This is a genomic window from Pseudomonas sp. McL0111 (genome assembly GCF_052567255.1).
The window spans coordinates 3,455,680-3,472,698 of the sequence record NZ_CP199585.1 but is presented as its reverse complement, the minus strand read 5'-3'; the positions used below and the strand labels follow the sequence as shown (position 1 = coordinate 3,472,698).

14 protein-coding genes and 1 pseudogene are annotated in these 17,019 nt (G+C 55.8%); 3 read left to right on the top strand and 12 right to left on the bottom strand.

Annotated features, from left to right (window positions below):
* Nucleotides 1–77: 77 nt before the first annotated feature.
* From ACTWLJ_RS15850 to ACTWLJ_RS15840, 3 genes are read right to left on the bottom strand one after another with little or no spacing between them, the layout of a single operon-like run.
* Nucleotides 78–1,514, bottom strand: coding sequence for a TolC family protein (locus ACTWLJ_RS15850; RefSeq protein WP_445177508.1), 1,437 nt, complete (start codon nt 1,512–1,514; stop codon nt 78–80).
* A gap of 2 nt (nt 1,515–1,516) precedes the next feature.
* Nucleotides 1,517–2,758 (bottom strand): HlyD family type I secretion periplasmic adaptor subunit, encoded by a 1,242-nt coding sequence (locus ACTWLJ_RS15845; protein ID WP_445177507.1) that lies wholly within the window; start codon nt 2,756–2,758, stop codon nt 1,517–1,519.
* Nucleotides 2,755–5,064 (bottom strand): type I secretion system permease/ATPase, encoded by a 2,310-nt coding sequence (locus ACTWLJ_RS15840; RefSeq protein WP_445177506.1) that lies wholly within the window; start codon nt 5,062–5,064, stop codon nt 2,755–2,757. The genes ACTWLJ_RS15845 and ACTWLJ_RS15840 overlap by 4 nt, the downstream gene beginning before the upstream one ends.
* Nucleotides 5,065–5,397: 333 nt before the next feature.
* On the opposite strand from ACTWLJ_RS15840, the gene ACTWLJ_RS15835 reads away from it, so the two are divergent.
* Entirely contained in the window at nt 5,398–6,087 is a 690-nt protein-coding gene (locus ACTWLJ_RS15835; RefSeq protein ID WP_445177505.1) for a response regulator transcription factor, read from the top strand.
* Nucleotides 6,088–6,103: 16 nt separating this feature from the next.
* Here the strand turns inward: ACTWLJ_RS15835 and ACTWLJ_RS15830 are convergent, their stop codons facing one another.
* From ACTWLJ_RS15830 to ACTWLJ_RS15810, 5 genes are all read right to left on the bottom strand, one after another.
* Nucleotides 6,104–6,730: a response regulator gene (locus tag ACTWLJ_RS15830; protein ID WP_445177504.1), complete on the bottom strand. Its 627-nt coding sequence runs from the start codon at nt 6,728–6,730 to the stop codon at nt 6,104–6,106.
* A gap of 92 nt (nt 6,731–6,822) precedes the next feature.
* Entirely contained in the window at nt 6,823–7,272 is a 450-nt protein-coding gene (locus ACTWLJ_RS15825; RefSeq protein ID WP_445177503.1) for a hypothetical protein, read from the bottom strand.
* A 323-nt stretch (nt 7,273–7,595) separates the two neighbouring features.
* The gene (locus ACTWLJ_RS15820) at nt 7,596–8,186 is read right to left on the bottom strand and encodes a WS/DGAT domain-containing protein (protein ID WP_445177502.1); all 591 of its coding nucleotides are present in this window, start codon (nt 8,184–8,186) and stop codon (nt 7,596–7,598) included.
* On the bottom strand, nt 8,183–8,308 hold the full coding sequence (locus ACTWLJ_RS15815; protein WP_445177501.1) for a wax ester/triacylglycerol synthase domain-containing protein: 126 nt from the start codon (nt 8,306–8,308) through the stop codon (nt 8,183–8,185). The genes ACTWLJ_RS15820 and ACTWLJ_RS15815 overlap by 4 nt, the downstream gene beginning before the upstream one ends.
* A gap of 798 nt (nt 8,309–9,106) precedes the next feature.
* Complete coding sequence (locus ACTWLJ_RS15810; protein WP_445177500.1) at nt 9,107–10,027, bottom strand: LysR family transcriptional regulator; 921 nt, start codon at nt 10,025–10,027, stop codon at nt 9,107–9,109.
* A gap of 195 nt (nt 10,028–10,222) precedes the next feature.
* Between ACTWLJ_RS15810 and ACTWLJ_RS15805 the strand changes: the two genes are divergently transcribed.
* Together ACTWLJ_RS15805 and ACTWLJ_RS15800 are read left to right on the top strand one after the other, a co-directional pair.
* The gene (locus tag ACTWLJ_RS15805; RefSeq protein WP_445177499.1) at nt 10,223–10,972 is read left to right on the top strand and encodes a 3-oxoacyl-ACP reductase family protein; all 750 of its coding nucleotides are present in this window, start codon (nt 10,223–10,225) and stop codon (nt 10,970–10,972) included.
* Between the two features lie 21 nt (nt 10,973–10,993).
* Nucleotides 10,994–11,950: an alpha/beta fold hydrolase gene (locus tag ACTWLJ_RS15800; protein ID WP_445177498.1), complete on the top strand. Its 957-nt coding sequence runs from the start codon at nt 10,994–10,996 to the stop codon at nt 11,948–11,950.
* 169 nt (nt 11,951–12,119) lie between these two features.
* Here the strand turns inward: ACTWLJ_RS15800 and ACTWLJ_RS15795 are convergent.
* The 4 genes and pseudogenes from ACTWLJ_RS15795 to ACTWLJ_RS15780 all read right to left on the bottom strand — a co-directional run.
* Nucleotides 12,120–12,275 (bottom strand): annotated as a pseudogene (locus ACTWLJ_RS15795) (helix-turn-helix domain-containing protein); the annotation flags it as partial.
* A gap of 89 nt (nt 12,276–12,364) precedes the next feature.
* Nucleotides 12,365–12,517, bottom strand: coding sequence for a hypothetical protein (locus ACTWLJ_RS15790; RefSeq protein ID WP_445177497.1), 153 nt, complete (start codon nt 12,515–12,517; stop codon nt 12,365–12,367).
* A 164-nt stretch (nt 12,518–12,681) separates the two neighbouring features.
* The gene (locus tag ACTWLJ_RS15785; protein WP_445177496.1) at nt 12,682–13,200 is read right to left on the bottom strand and encodes a hypothetical protein; all 519 of its coding nucleotides are present in this window, start codon (nt 13,198–13,200) and stop codon (nt 12,682–12,684) included.
* Nucleotides 13,201–13,281: 81 nt separating this feature from the next.
* Nucleotides 13,282–17,013 carry an Ig-like domain-containing protein gene (locus tag ACTWLJ_RS15780; RefSeq protein ID WP_445177495.1) on the bottom strand — a complete coding sequence of 1,244 codons (3,732 nt, stop codon included), beginning with the start codon at nt 17,011–17,013 and terminating at the stop codon, nt 13,282–13,284.
* Nucleotides 17,014–17,019: the final 6 nt, after the last annotated feature.

The window sequence follows — 17,019 nt, the reverse complement described above, 5'->3', positions numbered from 1 at the left end:
CGCCGAGGTGAACACTGCATATACACAGTGCGCGATAGTACTTATCGAAGAACAGTTTATTCAGTCACACCGATTGATCAGCGCGCACCTTGCAGCCACTGGGTAAGATAACCGGCACTGGCGTATTGGCGAACGACCGATTGATAGCCATCAAAACGATTGCTGATTTCACTGACCTGATTACCGTAATGGTCACTTTCAGCCGTGAGCACGTCCAGCAAGGTGCGTTTGCCCAAGTGGTGCCACTGCAAATAAAACGCCTCGCGAATACGATCGGATTCCACCGATAGATCTCGGTATAGCTCAGCACGCTCCAGTTGGGTACGTGCATCGTTATCGGCAGTGCGAATCCGAAACTCCAGATCCTGACGTTGTTGCGCCGTTTCATGGCGGCTGGCATCTGCGCGTTGAAGGGCTGCTCGCTCTGCCGCACGGGTCGAGCCGCCACGGAAAGCGCCCCAGCTCATGCTCAGATTGGTCTGCCACGCCTGCTCCCGACCCAATGCATCCTCTGCGGTATTTTTACTGACGACCCAGTTCAATTGCGGCAACCCGGATGCCCGCACCGCTTGTGCATCCAGTTCGGCGGACTCGGCTTGAGCGACGGCCTGAAGAACAGTCGGGTGACTTTTCACCACACCCAACAACTGATTCATATCCGCCAAACCGATGTTCCATTCCTTGCCACGGGGGATCGGCAACGGCCGCTCGCCCACCAGTTTGCGCAAGGTGATTTCCGCATCCCGTGCCTTGGCATCGGCGGTGTCGCGCAGTGCTTGTGCTTGCAAAAGGCGCGCCTTGGCCTGAGTCAGCTCGCTGGAACGACCGGCGTCCACCGCAACAATGCCGGCAAGCATATCCACCAGCTCTTTCATGCGGTTGGCAAAATCCTGGCTGAGCCCGACGATAATTCGCTGTTTGCCCAACTCGATCAGTGTGGTGACCACTTCGAAACCGATGTTTTCTTTCTCGGCCAGGTAGTTTTCATCGGCAGCGACCGCCAGTTTCTCCCTGCTTCCGACCGTATTGTCGATGCGGCCCCAGTCATAAACCATGGTCGATACCGCGACATTGATCCCGGCAGAATTGGCGTCGTTTTCGGCGCCGCCGCCGAACTGCAAAGCCTTGGACTGCGTGCCGACATCGACCTGCGGCCAGCGTTGGCCCTTGGCTTCATCGACGTCGGAGAGCGCTGCCTGTTGCTCGCCTTGGGTACGCAGAATCTTCGGGCTGCGAATGACCGCCGCTTGCACCTCACCGAGAAAGATCTTGCGCAGATCGTTCTCCGAAGGACCGATGGCTGGCGCACCCTTTTGCGCACGTTCGGCAAGACGCGGTGGCAACCCGGCATAGGCCAGCGCCGAAACGCTGCCGATCTCCTGTCCACTCTTACGGCTCGGGCTCGATGGCTCGGCCTCGGCTTGCGTTGCGCTGGCAAACAGCCCGGTCAACAACACCACCGAGGTCAATCGAGCGGCGAAGCTCAGGGGAAAAGCGAAAAAATCAGCTTTCATGTCTATCGCTCCCGGAACGCTTCCCGGGCCTTGAGCACGGGTTTGAGCAGATAGTCGAGAATGGTTTTTTCACCGGTACGGATCTCTACCGAGGCAACCATCCCGGGAATGATCGGCAGGGATTTTTCCCCAGCCTCCAGATAACTTTTGTCGGTCAGCACCAGCACTCGGTAATAGGTATCGTCGGGACGTCCGGCAGCGGCTTTCTGGTCATCCTTCAAGGTGTCGGGGCTGATGTGCTCGACCACGCCGTGCAGGCCGCCGTAAATCGCGTAGTCGTAAGCAGTGATCTTCACCGTGGCCGGCAGACCTGGTCGGAGAAACGCGACATCCGCCGGGCGAATCTTGCCTTCCACCAGCAACTGGTCTTCCAGCGGGACGATTTCAAGAATGTGCTCGCCGGGCTGGATCACCCCGCCTCGGGTGTTGACGCGAACGTTCTTGATGGTGCCGCGCACTGGCGCCGTGACGGTGGTGCGCTCGACCACGTCGGCGCGGCCGATCAGGTTTTCGCTGGTTTGCGACAACTCCAGTTCGAACTTCGCCAGCTCGGCGTTGGCCTCGGCCTGATAACGGTTGGTGCGCTCGACAATCTGCGATTTGATCTCGTTGGCCTGACGACGCATACGCAGCAGTTCAACCTCCGACATCAAACCCTTGGCCGCCAGCGGCTCGGCCAGCTGAATTTCTCGAGACGACAGCGCATAACTGCGATTGAGGCCACCGATGCTTTCGTTCAGGGCATTCTTGCGGGCGTTGTAGGCCTGGATTTCCTGCTTGACCACGGCCATGTCGGTCTTGACCATGTCGTCGAATTCCAGCGGTTGCTGATAGGCCTCGGCACGCAGACGAGTGATGCTCGCCTTGAGACCGATGACTTTCGACAGGGTCTCGCGGTAGCTGGCCTGAGCGCGGGTCGGGTCGATCTTGAGCAGCACCTGCCCCTTCTCCACCACGTCGCCTTCGCGCACGTTCATCTCGGCGAGAATCCCGCCTTCCAGACTCTGGATCACTTGTTCGCGGCTCTTGGAAATGACCTTGGCTTCACCGAGGGTGATTTCTTCGACGCGGGCAAAATATGCCCAGACGAGGCCGCCGATCAGCACTACGGCGATCAGGTTGAGAATCAGCTTCGAACCCGGCGTCGTCTGGTTCAGCAGCGACTCCTGAATGTCATTCATATACGCGGCATCGCCGGGCTGCAGCGTGGCAGCCTCGGGTCGGCCAAACAGTTTCCTGATCATTGGGTAATCTCCGAATTGCCGGACGAGTTAGCCGCTGCCACTGCCGGTACTTTTTTCGCGGTCAGGGACATGGCAGCGCTCTTCGCAGCATTCGCGGGAGCAGATTTATTGGCGTTGGCGTTCATCGCCGCGAGGATGGTTTCTTTCGGGCCGTCGGCGACGATCTTGCCGTCCTCGACCACCACGATGCGTTCGACCAGGGCCAGCAGCGATGGACGATGCGTCACCACCACCAGCGTCCTGCCAGCCGTTGCGCGTTGCAGATGCTGCAAGAACAGCGCTTCGGTCTGGGTGTCCATGGCGCTGGTCGGCTCGTCGAGCAGCAGCAGATTCGGATGCGCCAGCAGCGTACGAGCCAGGGAGACCAATTGACGCTGGCCACCCGACAGGCCTTCGCCCATTTCGCCAATGGGCAGGTTGATGCCTTGCGGATGACGCGCAGCCACTTGATCGAGACCAGTCAAACGCAGCACTTGCAAGAACTCGTCGGCAGTCGCAGCCGGGCGGCCGATCATCACGTTTTCACGCAGTGACCCGTAGAACAGACGCGCGTCCTGACCGACATAGCCCACGGCTTTTCTCCAGTCGGCAGGATCGATCTGACTGACATCCAGACCCGAACTGAACATTTGCCCGTCGACCGGCGAATACAGGCGCGCCATGACGCGCAGCAGCGTCGATTTACCACTGCCGATTCGCCCGAGAATCGCCACTCGCTCGCCTGCTTCAATCTTCAGATTGATGCCTTGCAGCACCGAAGGATTGGGTTGCATCGGTGGCGCGGGATAAGCGAAGGCAATGCCTTTGAGGGTCAGTTGACCTTCGATGCTCGGCTTGGGCAGATAATCGCGATTGACGTCGCGGTCGATCGGCAACGCCATCAGACCGTTGAGCGAGTGCATGGCAGCCTTGGCCTGTTGAAAGCGCACGGCCAGGCCCACCACCAGACCCAACGGCGCCGTCGCCCGGCCCGCCAGCATCACGGTGGCGATCAATGCACCCATGGTCAGGTCGCCGGCATCGATCAGGTACACACCGACCACGATCAACGCGACGGTCTGTACTTGTTGAAAGAACGCGACCGTGCCGGTTGCCACGCTCGACAACTGCCGGGATTTCAGGGATGTGCTGGAGGCCAGCGCACTGAAGTTTTCCCAACGGCGCTGCATATAGGCTTCACCACCCACGGCCTTCAGTGTTTCGAGGCCTTCGATGGACTCGATCAGTACGCCTTGCTTGAGCGACGACTCACGCAGGTTTTCGCGCATGGTCCGCGCCAGCGGCCACTGAATGATGATGCTGATGATCAAAATCAGCGGGATCAGCAACAAAGGAATCCAGCCCAGCGGGCCGCCGATCACAAAAATCACCGCAACAAACATCAGCACGAATGGCAGGTCGGAAATCGCCGCCAAAGTAGCCGACGTGGCAAAGTCGCGGACCGATTCGAACTCGCGCAACTGGTTGGCAAACGATCCGGAGGACGCGGGTTTGTGCTCCATCTGAATCGACAGCGCCTGGCGAAACAGCATCGTCCCCAAGACCAGGTCAGCCTTCTTGCCGGCGACATCCAGCAAGTGCGCCCGCACGTAACGGGCAATCGCCTCGAAGACCATCGCCACCACCACACCGATGGCCAACGACCAGAGCGTAATGAACGCCTGATTGGGCACGACGCGGTCGTACACGTTCATGGTGAAAAAGATGCTCGCCAGCGCGAGGACGTTGATCAGTACCGCGCCAATTGCGGCACTGCGGTAGTAACGGCGATAGCGCCACAGGGTGCTCAGCAACCAGTGACCGGCCGGACGCGGAGTCTCTTCGCCGGCGCGCTCGTCGATCTTGGCAGTGAGCTTGGCGAGAATCGCGAAACCGGTGTACATCGCATCGATATCGGCCTGCGGCAACTCAACAGGTTCGTTACTGATCTCGGGCAGGATCACCTGATAAAGGAACGTGCGTTTGTCCTGCGCCTGCGGATCGAGACGGCGGCCCAGCAGAATACAACCGCCCTGCCCTTTGCAAAGCAGAATCATCGGCACCAGCTGCAGCGGCAACGCCTGAACCCGGCGTTCCACCAGACCTGCCGACAAACCGGCATTGGCCAGACTCGCCAGCGCGAGTGACGGAGACAGTACGCCAGTGGTCGGTAAACCGGCGGTCAATGCCTGAGGCGAACGACCCACACGGTAGTGATCGCAAAGCCACGAAACACTCAACAGAAGCGTGTCATGCCCAGGTGTTTTCGGTGCGGGTGACGGCTGTGCGTCCGCTGCCGTGTCTGGAGCAGTGCTATCGATAGCCATCAACGTAATCCCGATTTTTTAGCCTGCGCGTGGCGACAGTCATGAAAGGTTTTCAAGAAGAAATTCTCCGATTCAGGTGGCGCCACAGCGTTCGTGGTCGTCTTGGTATTCATGAATTGAATTCTGACGAGGCGACTTCCAGCGGAGAACGAGACTTGTCTCAAACTGCTCAAGAGCTCCAGACAGACATTCGGGTGAAATGCAGGGATTTTTTGCGACTAAAGTACTGAAGGCGGGCCATTTGCTTTGCAGCAACAATCAGTTACTGTAACAACCTGTTACTTTTAATCATGTAAGAACTTTCATACCCCATCCGTTAACAGGAGTTCGATAATGAGATGGTCTGTAGTTTCGCCATTGCGAATTGCTCTACTGGATGACCACGCATTGATCCGAGATGCGCTGAAAATTCGTTTGTCACTGGAAACAGACTTCAAAGTAACTGGTATCTACACCACAAGCCGCGACTTGATTGAAGGGTTACGCGAACAGCCAACAGACTTATTGATCTTTGATTACCAGTTAGCTGAAGGCGAACTTGATGGTTTGCGCCTGATCAAATCGATCCGCATACAACATCCTGAATTACGAATTGTGATTTTCTCGTCGGCGGAAAGAGCCGCGACCGTCAACATGTGCATTCGCGCAGGCGCGAATGGGTTTGTCGGCAAATCTCAGGAAACCGATGAGTTGTTGCGCGCCATCAGAATGGCCGCTCTGGACCGTATCTACCTGGCGCCTGCCATTGCGGCAGAGTTGGAAAAGCTGCCAATTCCGCAATCGACCGAGAACGATCATGAGTTCGATGGCGATCAGGCGCTGGTCGACTACCCTGAGCTGTCGCCCAAGGAGCGGGAAGTATTGCGCTGCTGTCTGGAGGGGTTGTCGGTGTCACAAGTAGCCGCCAAGTTCTCTCGTAGCCGCAAGACCATCAGCGGGCAGAAACAGGCGGCATTCAGAAAGCTCGGGATCAAGACTGATACCGAATTATTCAAACTGCAGGTTCATCTCAAAAGCCTTTAAGCCGGTGAACGCCGGCTTAAACAATGCCATTACGTTTGGCCAACGCGTACAACTCCACCAGAGCGTTGACGTTGAGCTTGTCGAACAGACGTTTCTTGTAGGTGCTGACGGTCTTGTTGCTCAGTTGCATCGAGTCAGCGATCTCCTTGTTGTTCAGGCCTTGCACCAACTGCTGCATGACCCGGTATTCGCGCACTGACAGCCGAGTCAGCAGTTCGCCTTCGCCGGCGGGATACGTAGAGCGCCGCACGACATCCGACAGCGATGGAAAATATTGCTGATTGGCTCGAACTGCCCTGATCGCATGCACCAACTCGGACAATTCGTTCTGCTTGCTGACAAAGCCCTGAGCGCCGATCTGTCGGCAGCGCTCCGCCAGATGGCTCGATGGCAGCCCGGTCAACACGATCACTTTCACTGGAAACTTTTTTTCGACGATCCTGCTGATTACCGTCAACCCGTCGACCATCAATATCCCGATGTCGAGAATCAGTATCGACGGGCGCAAAGTTTCGATAAGTTCCAGTGCATCGACGCCGTTGTCCGTCTCCGCTACAACATAAAAACCTTCACTGGCCAACAACAACTGGACGGCCATGCGCACGGCAGGATGGTCGTCCACTATCAAAATCCGATTATTCATTGCGTAGCGCCTATTATTAAAAACCGGATGCCTTATATATAAATTCGCCCAATTGGAATCAGCCAGTCGAAATCCGCGTGTCGTGATCAGGCTCAAGCCGCTTTGACGGACAGAGGCTTCAACTTGTCTCTTTTGAAGTTCTTGTCAATTAAAGCAAGAAAATCCGTCAACACTTCGAAACCCATCGCATCAACCACGCGCACTTGATGATGCGGCACTGTAGACAGGGTTTTAATACCTCTTCGCTCACGCGACGAATCGTAGATAAGTACATGGCGGAAGCGCGAGTTATTCAGACAGAAATCCGCAGCGTTAATCCCTGCGGCTGATATCAACTCGGCGTTGACTATCAACAGGTCAAAACGCTCATACAGATTTGGACTGTAATGACTCAGAAGGGTGAGTTCTTCAAAAGAGCTGACGGGGCAGACTCTGAAGTACCCCAGAAGACTGAGAGATTTTTCGATGACAATGCGCTGCGCGCACTGCTGGTCGGCGACTAACACTCTCATCTGGCTGTTACCGGAGGACGAGACTTTCATGATCGACACTCGTTTATGGACATGACGATTGCAAAAGTATCCGAACGCTCCCGGGGGCACCTTAAGACCTGTCTCATATTTGCGGAAATACAGGTAAAAACCGGCGCAGAGGCTGCACCGGTCCTGCCATATCAGGCCTACGACACCCGGCAGCGCGATATCACTGGTCGACCTTGTGTTGCGAAATACTGCGTGCTTTCTTGTTATTTATGACAGGAGCATCAGAGCTAGCGGCAGTTACAACCTGCTCCTCTTGAGGCTCGCCTTTCTGCGTCAGCTCAAACAGCAGGCGATGCTCGGCCAACAGGTAATCGCCAAATTCGTTAAGGTCGGCGATGGTCCTTCGACACGCGATCAAACCGAACCGGGTAGTAGCTGATGACCTTGGCGCCGGCGAAATACAGCGGCACCGGTATCCCCGCCACGTTGGAAATGATCAGATTCGCCGGAGGCGGCATCCAGTTGGCCATGCGCGATCGACCATAAAGTGACGCCGCTCCTGAAATCAGCCAGGGCGCGGCGAGAATTGGAAAATCGGTGGGAATGGCCGAGATGTAATTACTCAACGAATCCTTGCTACGGGCCGATGACGCACTTATTCGGCGAAGTCGCGCTAATGGATCAGGCTCATCCGTGGCCAAGTCCACGATAATCATACTGATCTGATTGTTCGCAGTGTCATCCCCAGCCTCGCGCAAACTGGCCGGCACCCCCGCGCTCATTGCTCGCGATGGTAGTTCCCCGCCCTCGCTCAGGTAGCGTCGCAGAGTGCCAGCGACAGTCGCCATTACCACATCGTTGAGCGATACCGAAAAACCCTTGGCGATCTTCTTGATTTCCGCCAGGGGAACGGTGCGCCCGGCGAAACTTCGCTGATTGGTGATCGCTCCATTGAGCGGGGTACGTGGCTTCATCCAACGCTTGATTCTATCCAGCGGGCTATCGTTTGTTGTAACTGACGGTTGCTACCTGGCTTGGGCAGAGTGACGTGGAGAACATGGTGATCCAGATCGATATCCTCATCGTCCGCCCACACCGCAATCGTTGCCCGACAAATTTCTCGTTATTGCTGGCGAGGCTGGTGCAGGTTTTCCTGGCCATTATTTCGCTTGGAATCCTCGAGACCCTAGCAAGGCAAAAAAACAACTGATGTAGGAAAAACCCCAAACTCCTTCGCACTCTCAGCGGTTCAGAATTTGACTTCAGGGAGCGACCAAGGGAGGAAAAAAAGATGCCGGAAGCAGAATCGAAGCAGAGGTCATTGCCCTTGATGTCAAAGACTGCTCAGGCATCGCTGCGCATCGATCAATGGATGGCAAGCCATCGACGGACACCAGCGACAGTCAGCGTCTTCGGGGATCAAACGGCGTCATGCGAACTAACTGTTACCCAGGATTTTTTCGATCATGGCCCAGTCTGCAAAAAAAACCGAGAGCCCCAAGGTGGGCTTTCGGTTCGGTACATTTCCGTAGAAAAGAGAGGTACATCAGCACAAGTAAGCATCATCAAAATAAACCGTTTTAAAAAATGACGAACTCAAGATAAATCGAAACTTGCTACAAGATTTTTCGGAACGAACGCAAGCTGGAAGTACGATTAGGATTATCTCGAGTTCGTCTTACCGTAAATCGGTCTAAGTTGAGGGTGCTGATGTGCCTTTATTTTACGGAAGCGTCCGAACCGAGAGCCCTTACCCCGAGGCTCTCGGTTTTTTTATTGCCGATCACGTACAGCCGTTTCTGCACAGCAGAACACCATACGAAATCTGGATTTAGTGGGAATCGCTTCAGAATCCGGCCGAGTGGATGCGACGCTACAAGTTGACGGCATGTGGCTAAAGTGCTTCAAATTTACTGCCAGGGGCCGTCGCCAATAGGAGTAACGCTTCAATAACCACGCGCATCTTTGGTTGGATATAGGGCGTCTTGATCCAAATAGCGTGAACGGGCAGAGCATCTGCCGCTTGATCATCGAGTACAGAAACAAGCGCACCTGATCGCAGGTAGTCCTCCACCAACCATGTGGGTACCTGGGCCAAACCACAGCCTGCCAGTGTTGCGGCCAAAATGGCTTCGCAGTCGCCTATTTCATGACGCACCGGGATTTCGTGTGCCTCAGTCACCCCGTCAGTATTTTTCAGTAACCAACTGGGCTTTTGACCTAAAGGCCACCCTACAACGCAATCGTGTTGCTTTAGATCCGCAGGGGTCTGTGGCATACCGCGGCGCTCGAGGTAGAGAGGTGCAGCGCAAATAACCCGGCGATGCTCACCCAGCTTGCGAGCGACCAAATCCATATTGTTGCCAAGCGCACCGACGCGCACCGCAAGGTCTATCCCGTCGTCCATCAAATCGGTGGTTCGGTCGCTGAAGGTTATCGACAGTTCCAGTTGTTCGTAACGTGTCGACAGCTCCAGGAGCGAAGGCAAAATGTATCGGCGGCCAAACGCCGTTGGCAAATCAATACGAACACGTCCGGCTGGTAAATGCTGCGCGCTACCCAATCGGTTTTCGGCCTCGTCCAGAATCGCCATAGCATCCTTGCAGTCGCTTAGATAAGAGTCCCCGTCATTGGTCAGACTCACGCGGCGGGTGGTCCTGTGCAACAGCTTGGTTCCCAGGCGAGTCTCCAGCCTCAGGATGCTTTTGCTAAGAGCTGACCCGGTCATCCCCAACGCCTGGGCAGCAGAAGTGAAGCTACCTGCCTGGGCTACGGTGACGAAATTTCGAATCTCTAAAAACTGGTTTTTTAGCATGCCGATTGGTTCCACAGAGGACCGAGACTTTTGAATTTTATGGACTTAATCATCTTCGGCAAACAGCATAAACTAATTCAACTGCTGCAAAACAGATTTAAACCATATTGAAACTTCTCCTAAACATTGCCTGACTGGCGATTAAAAAACGAAGTGCAAACGTATCGTTTGCCCTGATTATCGAGAGTTAGCTAATTGAATATTTTGAAAGACTTCGACAGAAAAGTTGCATTCATACAAGGCGGCTCCCGGGGTATTGGTGCTGCGATTGTTAAACGTTTGGCCAAGGGCGGTGCATCCGTTGCCTTCACTTACCGATCCTCTCCAAATGAAGCTCAAGAACTGATGGATGAGTTGAATATTTCAGGGTGCAATGTCATCGCGATTCGTGCAGACAGTGCTGACCCAGAAGCGCTACAGCAGGCCGTTCTCCAAGCGGTAAAGCACTTTGGCGGGCTGGACATCCTGGTAAACAATGCCGGTATTCTGCCGTGGGGTGCACTCGAAGAACTGACCCTGGCAGAGATTGATCTCGCCTTGGCGGTTAACGTGAGGTCCGTGATTATTGCCAGCCAGGAAGCGGTGCGTCATATGCGTGCAGGCGGGCGCATCATCAATATCGGCAGTGTTAATGCTGACCGAATCCCGATTGCTGGAGGTGCGGTGTATGCGATGACTAAAGCATCGCTCGTTGGCTTTACCAAAGGTCTGGCGCGAGACCTTGGACCCCGCAGCATTACCGTCAACACCGTTCAGCCAGGCCCCATCGATACAGATATGAACCCAGACAACAGCGAGGTCGCCAACCAACTTAAACAGCTGATGGCACTCGGCAGATACGGGCAAAGTGAAGAGGTTGCGAGCTTTGTTGCCTATCTCGCTGGCCCGGAAGCCGGATTTATCACAGGCGCCAGTCTGAACATAGATGGTGGCTTTGCAGCGTGATCCTCTAAAAAAGTGAAACGTATGAAAAACATTCTCAAGAGTCTGGTTATTGCAGCCTGCAGCTTGATGTTTCCCTTTGCCGTGCAAGCGACTGAGGAGTTTCCGGTCCCGACGGGATTTAAAAGTGGCTTTGAAGAAGTCGACGGCTTGAAACTTCACTATGTGGCAGGCGGGAGTGGGCCATTAATGTTGATGGTGCATGGTTTCGGCCAGTCATGGTACGAGTGGCAGCAACTCATGCCGGAGTTGGCGAAAAAATATAGAGTCATCGCTGTCGATTTGCCCGGCCTTGGGATGTCTGAGCCGCTAAAGACATCCTATAGCGGGCAAGAAGTCGCGCCCTATATCTACGCGTTTGCCAAACGTTTCAGCCCTGACGCGCCGTTTAATCTGATAGCGCATGATATCGGCATATGGGCAACGTACCCGATGCTCGCAAAACATCAAAAAGATATAACCAAGGTTGCCTATCTGGAATCGGTGATTCCAGACGAATTGATGTACACCTTCCCGGCATTTACTCCTCAGGGTGAATCAACAGCGTGGCACTTCAGTTTCTTCTCAGCAGACGACAGACTTGCCGAAACCCTGATCGCCGGGAAAGAAAAGCTGTTTCTCTCGCACTTCATCAAAAAACATGCCGAAAACCAGGCAGTGTTTACTGATGAACTGCTGGGACTCTACGCAAAATCGTATGCAAAACCCCAGACCCTGCACGCTGCATTCGAGTACTACCGCGCACTGCCGCAATCGGTAGAGCAGAACAAGGCTCTGTTGGCCCAAGGAAAGCTCAGCATGCCTTTATTGGCTCTGGCGGGGGACGGGCGAGGCAGCCTTGGTCAGACTCAAATTGATCTGATGAACAAGTACGCCACTAATGTACAAGGCCATGTACTGAAAGGTTGCGGGCATTGGTTGATGGAGGAGTGCCCGACGCTTGTGGAACCACTGGTGGTCAACTTTTTCGACGGTAAGTAACCAGGAATTCCGCCTGACGACCTGGCTTTGATTTTGCTGACGCGACAGCAAGTCGAGAACCGTCCGGTTTGATTGAGTCCGAGGGAGGTTGAAGCATTACATTTCCATCTATGTCTGCGTTTGAATTACCTGATGTCGGGGCGCAATGGAGCAGACAATCCCTTCGAGGTTAAGCGGCTCCGCCCAACCGCCTTATGCGAGGCATTCGGCGGGCCGCGTGTTCGGCTTCGGCCAGATATCGGTAGAACGTCGAACGAGAGACGCCCAACTGTTGGGCAATCTGCGCCGCGGTTAGTTTTCCTTCGTGATAAAGCGTCAGCGTTTGCGCTTGTTGGGCTACAGGGAATTGTTATTTGCGCCCGCTGTTTTTCCTGCCCACTTTAGGAACGCGGCCTGCTTCAGCGCGCTTACGGTTCAGGTTGCACTCAAACTCGGCCAAAGCCGCCAACCCGGCTCGCTCAGCGTTGGCACCGCTGCGGTATCTTCGAACATGCGCCCACAGCCGAATGCCCCCAATACTTCGCGTTGCAGTTCGAGGTGTGGGTCGTCGTTTGACGATTCGGGCATATCCAATCAGCATGGCTTCTCCTTCATTTCCGTGAAGATCGAGTGTCGGCATCAGCGTTGAATCATCCTTGAGATAGCTGTTCGGGCATGCGCTCACGAACCGAAGCGGTATTCGACATACAGGTCATACCGCTGACGACATGGCATCGGTATGACCTAATGTTTTACTGGCTGATCGAGGTGCCAGTCTGCGAGTAGTCGCAAGCTTTCACACTTGAAGCGCGGGACAATGCCTGGATCTGCTGACGCATACCGGCCAGCTCACGCTCAGCACCGTCACGCTTGACGAATTGCGGCGCCATGTTGGCATCTTCGCCTACGCGCAGAAAGTAAGTGTTGCCAGCGGCCAGGGTAAACCACATGGCATTAGTCTCCTTGCCCTTGTAGCTCGGCGCACCGTTCAGAGCGGCACCAAGACTATGCACGCCGGCAGCGACGCACAGGGTCGAAAAACCACCGGGCAGCAGTGCGGCATGAAACTCGCGGTCGACATAGACGTTAGCCGCACCGTTTGTGGCGTGCGGCGCTGCAGGACGGTAAACCACCACCTGGGCTTGTTCAGCCGAGACCGGGCCCACGGCGGTGTAAGGCTTGCCGAATGCTTCGCCGGCCAATACGTTAGCGGTGCTGGACAGGGCCAGACCCACTAATGCGGTCTGAAGCAGGGTTTTGAATGTAAACATGCGAATGACTCCAGCGCGGGCACCTTGCGGTGCCCGGCTTTTCAAACAGTAATTGAAGATAACTTGAGGGTGTGTCCCGGCTTACACCAGGTTAGTGGTGACGCCTTGCTGGACGAGTAACTCGGCATCCACGGTGGAGTGGCTGAAGACGTCGTAAGTCACGCCGCCAACGGTCGCGGTGCCCTGATTGGCCCAGTTACCCGGGTCGCTGCTGTCGGACAGCAAGTCATCCAGATTGACCACATCGCCCACGTTACCCTTGACCATCATCTGCACAGTGTCATCGCCAGTAAACAAAGAGGTTTGGCCCTGCTCAAGGACATCGCCCAGTGACAGGTTCAGGGTGTTGTTGCCGGTACCCGAGATGTCGATAACTTCGATCGATTCAAGCTTGCCGGCGATATTGGTCAGGTCGAGAACCTGATCGGTACCGGTGAGCATGAGCGTATCGTGACCGTCGGTACCGATTACCTGACTGTTGCTATCGTCGAGAAGCGCGACGTCGGCGACCGAGAAAACATCGTCGTCGCTGGTGAGCAGGTAGGTGTCCGCCGCTGTTATCGCCACGTCGGCAGCAGCGAAGCTAGTGTCCACTGACTCCACATAGTCGTAATGACCGAACTCGATGTTATCGATCCAGACGTAGGTCCCGCCGCCAGGCCCATCGGCAAGCTTCAGCTCCACTGCGCTGAATTCCTGCCCATAGGGCAATTCCAGAACAATATTTTGTGTTAGCCCACCAGATGCGGCAGTGAGGACTTGCTGGAACACCACATTGCCACCTGCATCATAAAAGGTCGCGGTGAAAACCTCCGTATTTCCCAGATCACCCACTGTCATCTTGACCGTGTTGACCGGTTCAGGATTGGTGATATCCAGACGCAGAGTGGAACCTGCTGTACCGAGCTCAAGCGCTCTGGTAGTTGGCCGATTTCCGGACCCGGTCTGATTACCAAATCCTGTGTTCCAGAAACCGAGGGGATCCGCGATATGCGTCGCTGTAACGGTGAAACCGGTCAGGGTGTGCACGCTCCCTTGAGCAAACCTGATGTCGCTTTGGCCGTTGAAGTCCTCGCTAAACGTAGGTGTCACATCCTTGCTTAATACCTGATGATCAGAGACGTTACCCGCGCCATCCACCAGGGCTACACGTATGTCATCAGGAGCGTTGTTAATGGCGCCCGTGAATGGCAAATCGACGCCACCTGCGCTGATTTCTGCAGCCGTCAACGTGTGATCGGTAACTATGCCATCTACCGTAAGCTGTATGACATCACCAACCACCAATCCCGCAGGTGCGAAACCTACGTGGATAGTTGTGCCGTCCCAGGAAATGTCTGTCGGCGATTCAACGGTCGTATCTAATGTCACTTGCTGGGTAGTGATGGCGCCAAGGTTACCGGCCGCATCGACGACCCGCGCCTGGATTTCCCAACTGGTAGCGTGAGCATTGTTATCGACGAAGGTCCAGCCCCCGGCCCCATCATCAATGGCATCTTCCCAGGTCGTGCCACCGTCCAGAGAAACCTGAACTCTTTCGTCAGCAGTCAAGGCTGCTGTGAGTGTCCCGCTGATCGTACGTCCGGCCGTGCCGTCATTGGTCACAAAGTCCCCAGCGGTGCCGCTGTCCTTGTCCATGCTGACAATGGTGGCCTGTGCCGCAGGCACAATGGTATCCACGGTGATGACAAACGGATCAGACTTCGCACTTTCGTTACCGGCCGGATCGGTGACGGTCATGGTGACGTCGTGATCGGCGTTGGACAGGGGGGTATCTGGCGTGATCGTCCAGCTGCCGTCATCCGCCACCACAACGGAACCGATGACCTCGATGCCATCGTAGAGGGTGACGGTCTCGCCCGGAGTCTGGCCGCTGCCGCTGAAGGTCGGGGTGGTGTCGTTGGTCGCGCCACCGTCGGCGATCGGATCACCGTCATCATTGACCACCTGGCCGATGGCAGGATTGCTGCCATCGCCCGGAGTACCCGGCGCCGTGGTGTCAATGATCACCACATACGGTAGCGATTGCGCACTTTCGTTGTTCGCCTGATCGGTGACGCTCATGGTGAACGAATAGGTGTTCTCGCCCAGGGCCATCGTCGGGGTGATAGACCAGGTACCGTCGCCAGCCACAATCGCGGTGCCGATGACGTCGGTGCCGTTGTAGATCGTGACCTTGTCGCCCGGTTGCTGATTGCTGCCAGTAATGGTCGGGGTGGTGTCGTTGGTCGAACCATCGGCGGCGATCAGGTCACCGGCGTCATTGCGTACGCTGTCGATGCCGCCATTCCCGTCCTGGCCCGGGATGCCCGGCGGCGTGGTATCAACGACAACGACAAACGGATCGGACGGCAGGCTTACGTTGCCGAGCGGGTCCGTGATGGTCATGACGATCTCGTGGTTTTCTTCCGAGAGTGGCGCGTCTGGCGTGACCGACCAATTACCGTCGGCATCAACAATCGCCTCACCTATGACAGCGCCATTTTCATCACGCAACGTAACGGTGGTACCCGGCTCCTGACCACTGCCAGTGAAGGTCGGGGTGCTGTCGTTGGTCGAGCTGCCGGCGGGAATCTCGTCACCGTCGTCATTGATCACCTGGCCGATGCCGGCATTACCGTCCTGGCCCGGAGTGGGCGGTACGACGGTGTAAATGGTCAGCACAAAGGGCTCGGAAGGCAGGCCACGATTACTGGCCGCATCGACTGCAACCACCGTGAATGAATAGGTGTTGTCCTGCAGTGCCGACGGGGTGAACGACCAGGTGCCATCGGCACCAACCGGGGCTGTACCAATTTTTTCACCATTGGCGAAAATCTCGACGGTGGAACCCGGTTCGGCCTGACCATTCAGGGTCGGCGTGGAGTCATTGGTTTTGCCGTTTTGTACAATCGCTTCTGGAGTACTGCCATCGTCCTGCACGCTGCTGATCACAGTCTGCGCGGGAGCCTGAGTGTCGATAATGATCTCAAAACCGGGTGATGGCGGGCCTTCAATGCCATCGCGATTACGCTCGACGAAGACGATGTCGTGCGGGCCATCGCCCAGCGGCTCGGGGGTAAAGGTCCACTTGCCATCTTCACCGATGATGGTTTCACCAATGACCTTGTCGCCGTCCTTGATGATGATGGTGTTGCCCGGCGTGCCTTCGCCGCTGAAGGTCGGGGTGGTGTCGTCGGTGGTACCGCCATTGACCAGCGGACCGGTATCGGTGCCGACGTTGTCGCCGGAGACGGAAACCACCGGAGCCGGTGGCGTCGGGGCGGAATCGTCTTTCTTGTCGTCATCACTATTGCTGGCGGCAACCGCTGCGCCGGCCAGGCCGACAGCGGCGAGACCGATCAGGCCGGCACTGAGCATGCTCAAGCCTGTGCCGAACACGCCACCGCTCAAACCGCTGACGCCATTCATGCCGCTCATGCCGGAAACGGTCTCGACACCCAACACTTGTGGGGCCGGAACGCCTTCAATCAGGAACGCCGCGTTGTGATCCTGCACGGCATCAGCGGCGATGTATTCGTGAAAGCTGCCGTCTTCGGCCATGCCGACCAACTGGCCTTGGGAATCGTAAAAACCTTCGATGATCAGCTGCGGCTGATCAGGATCGCCGCCTTCGACGGAAACGTGCAGATCCTTGCCGACGCGTTTGACGGTAATGTTCTGAGGCGCAAAGCCCTTGTCGCCTTCGGCCAGAATGTATTTGCCGTTGGCAATCGCTTTGATACGTACCGGCTGACCGGAAGTGGACAGTTCCGTTACATCGGTGACTGTATTGCCATCGGTGATGGCGACTTTCACGGTTTCATTAATCAACTGCAC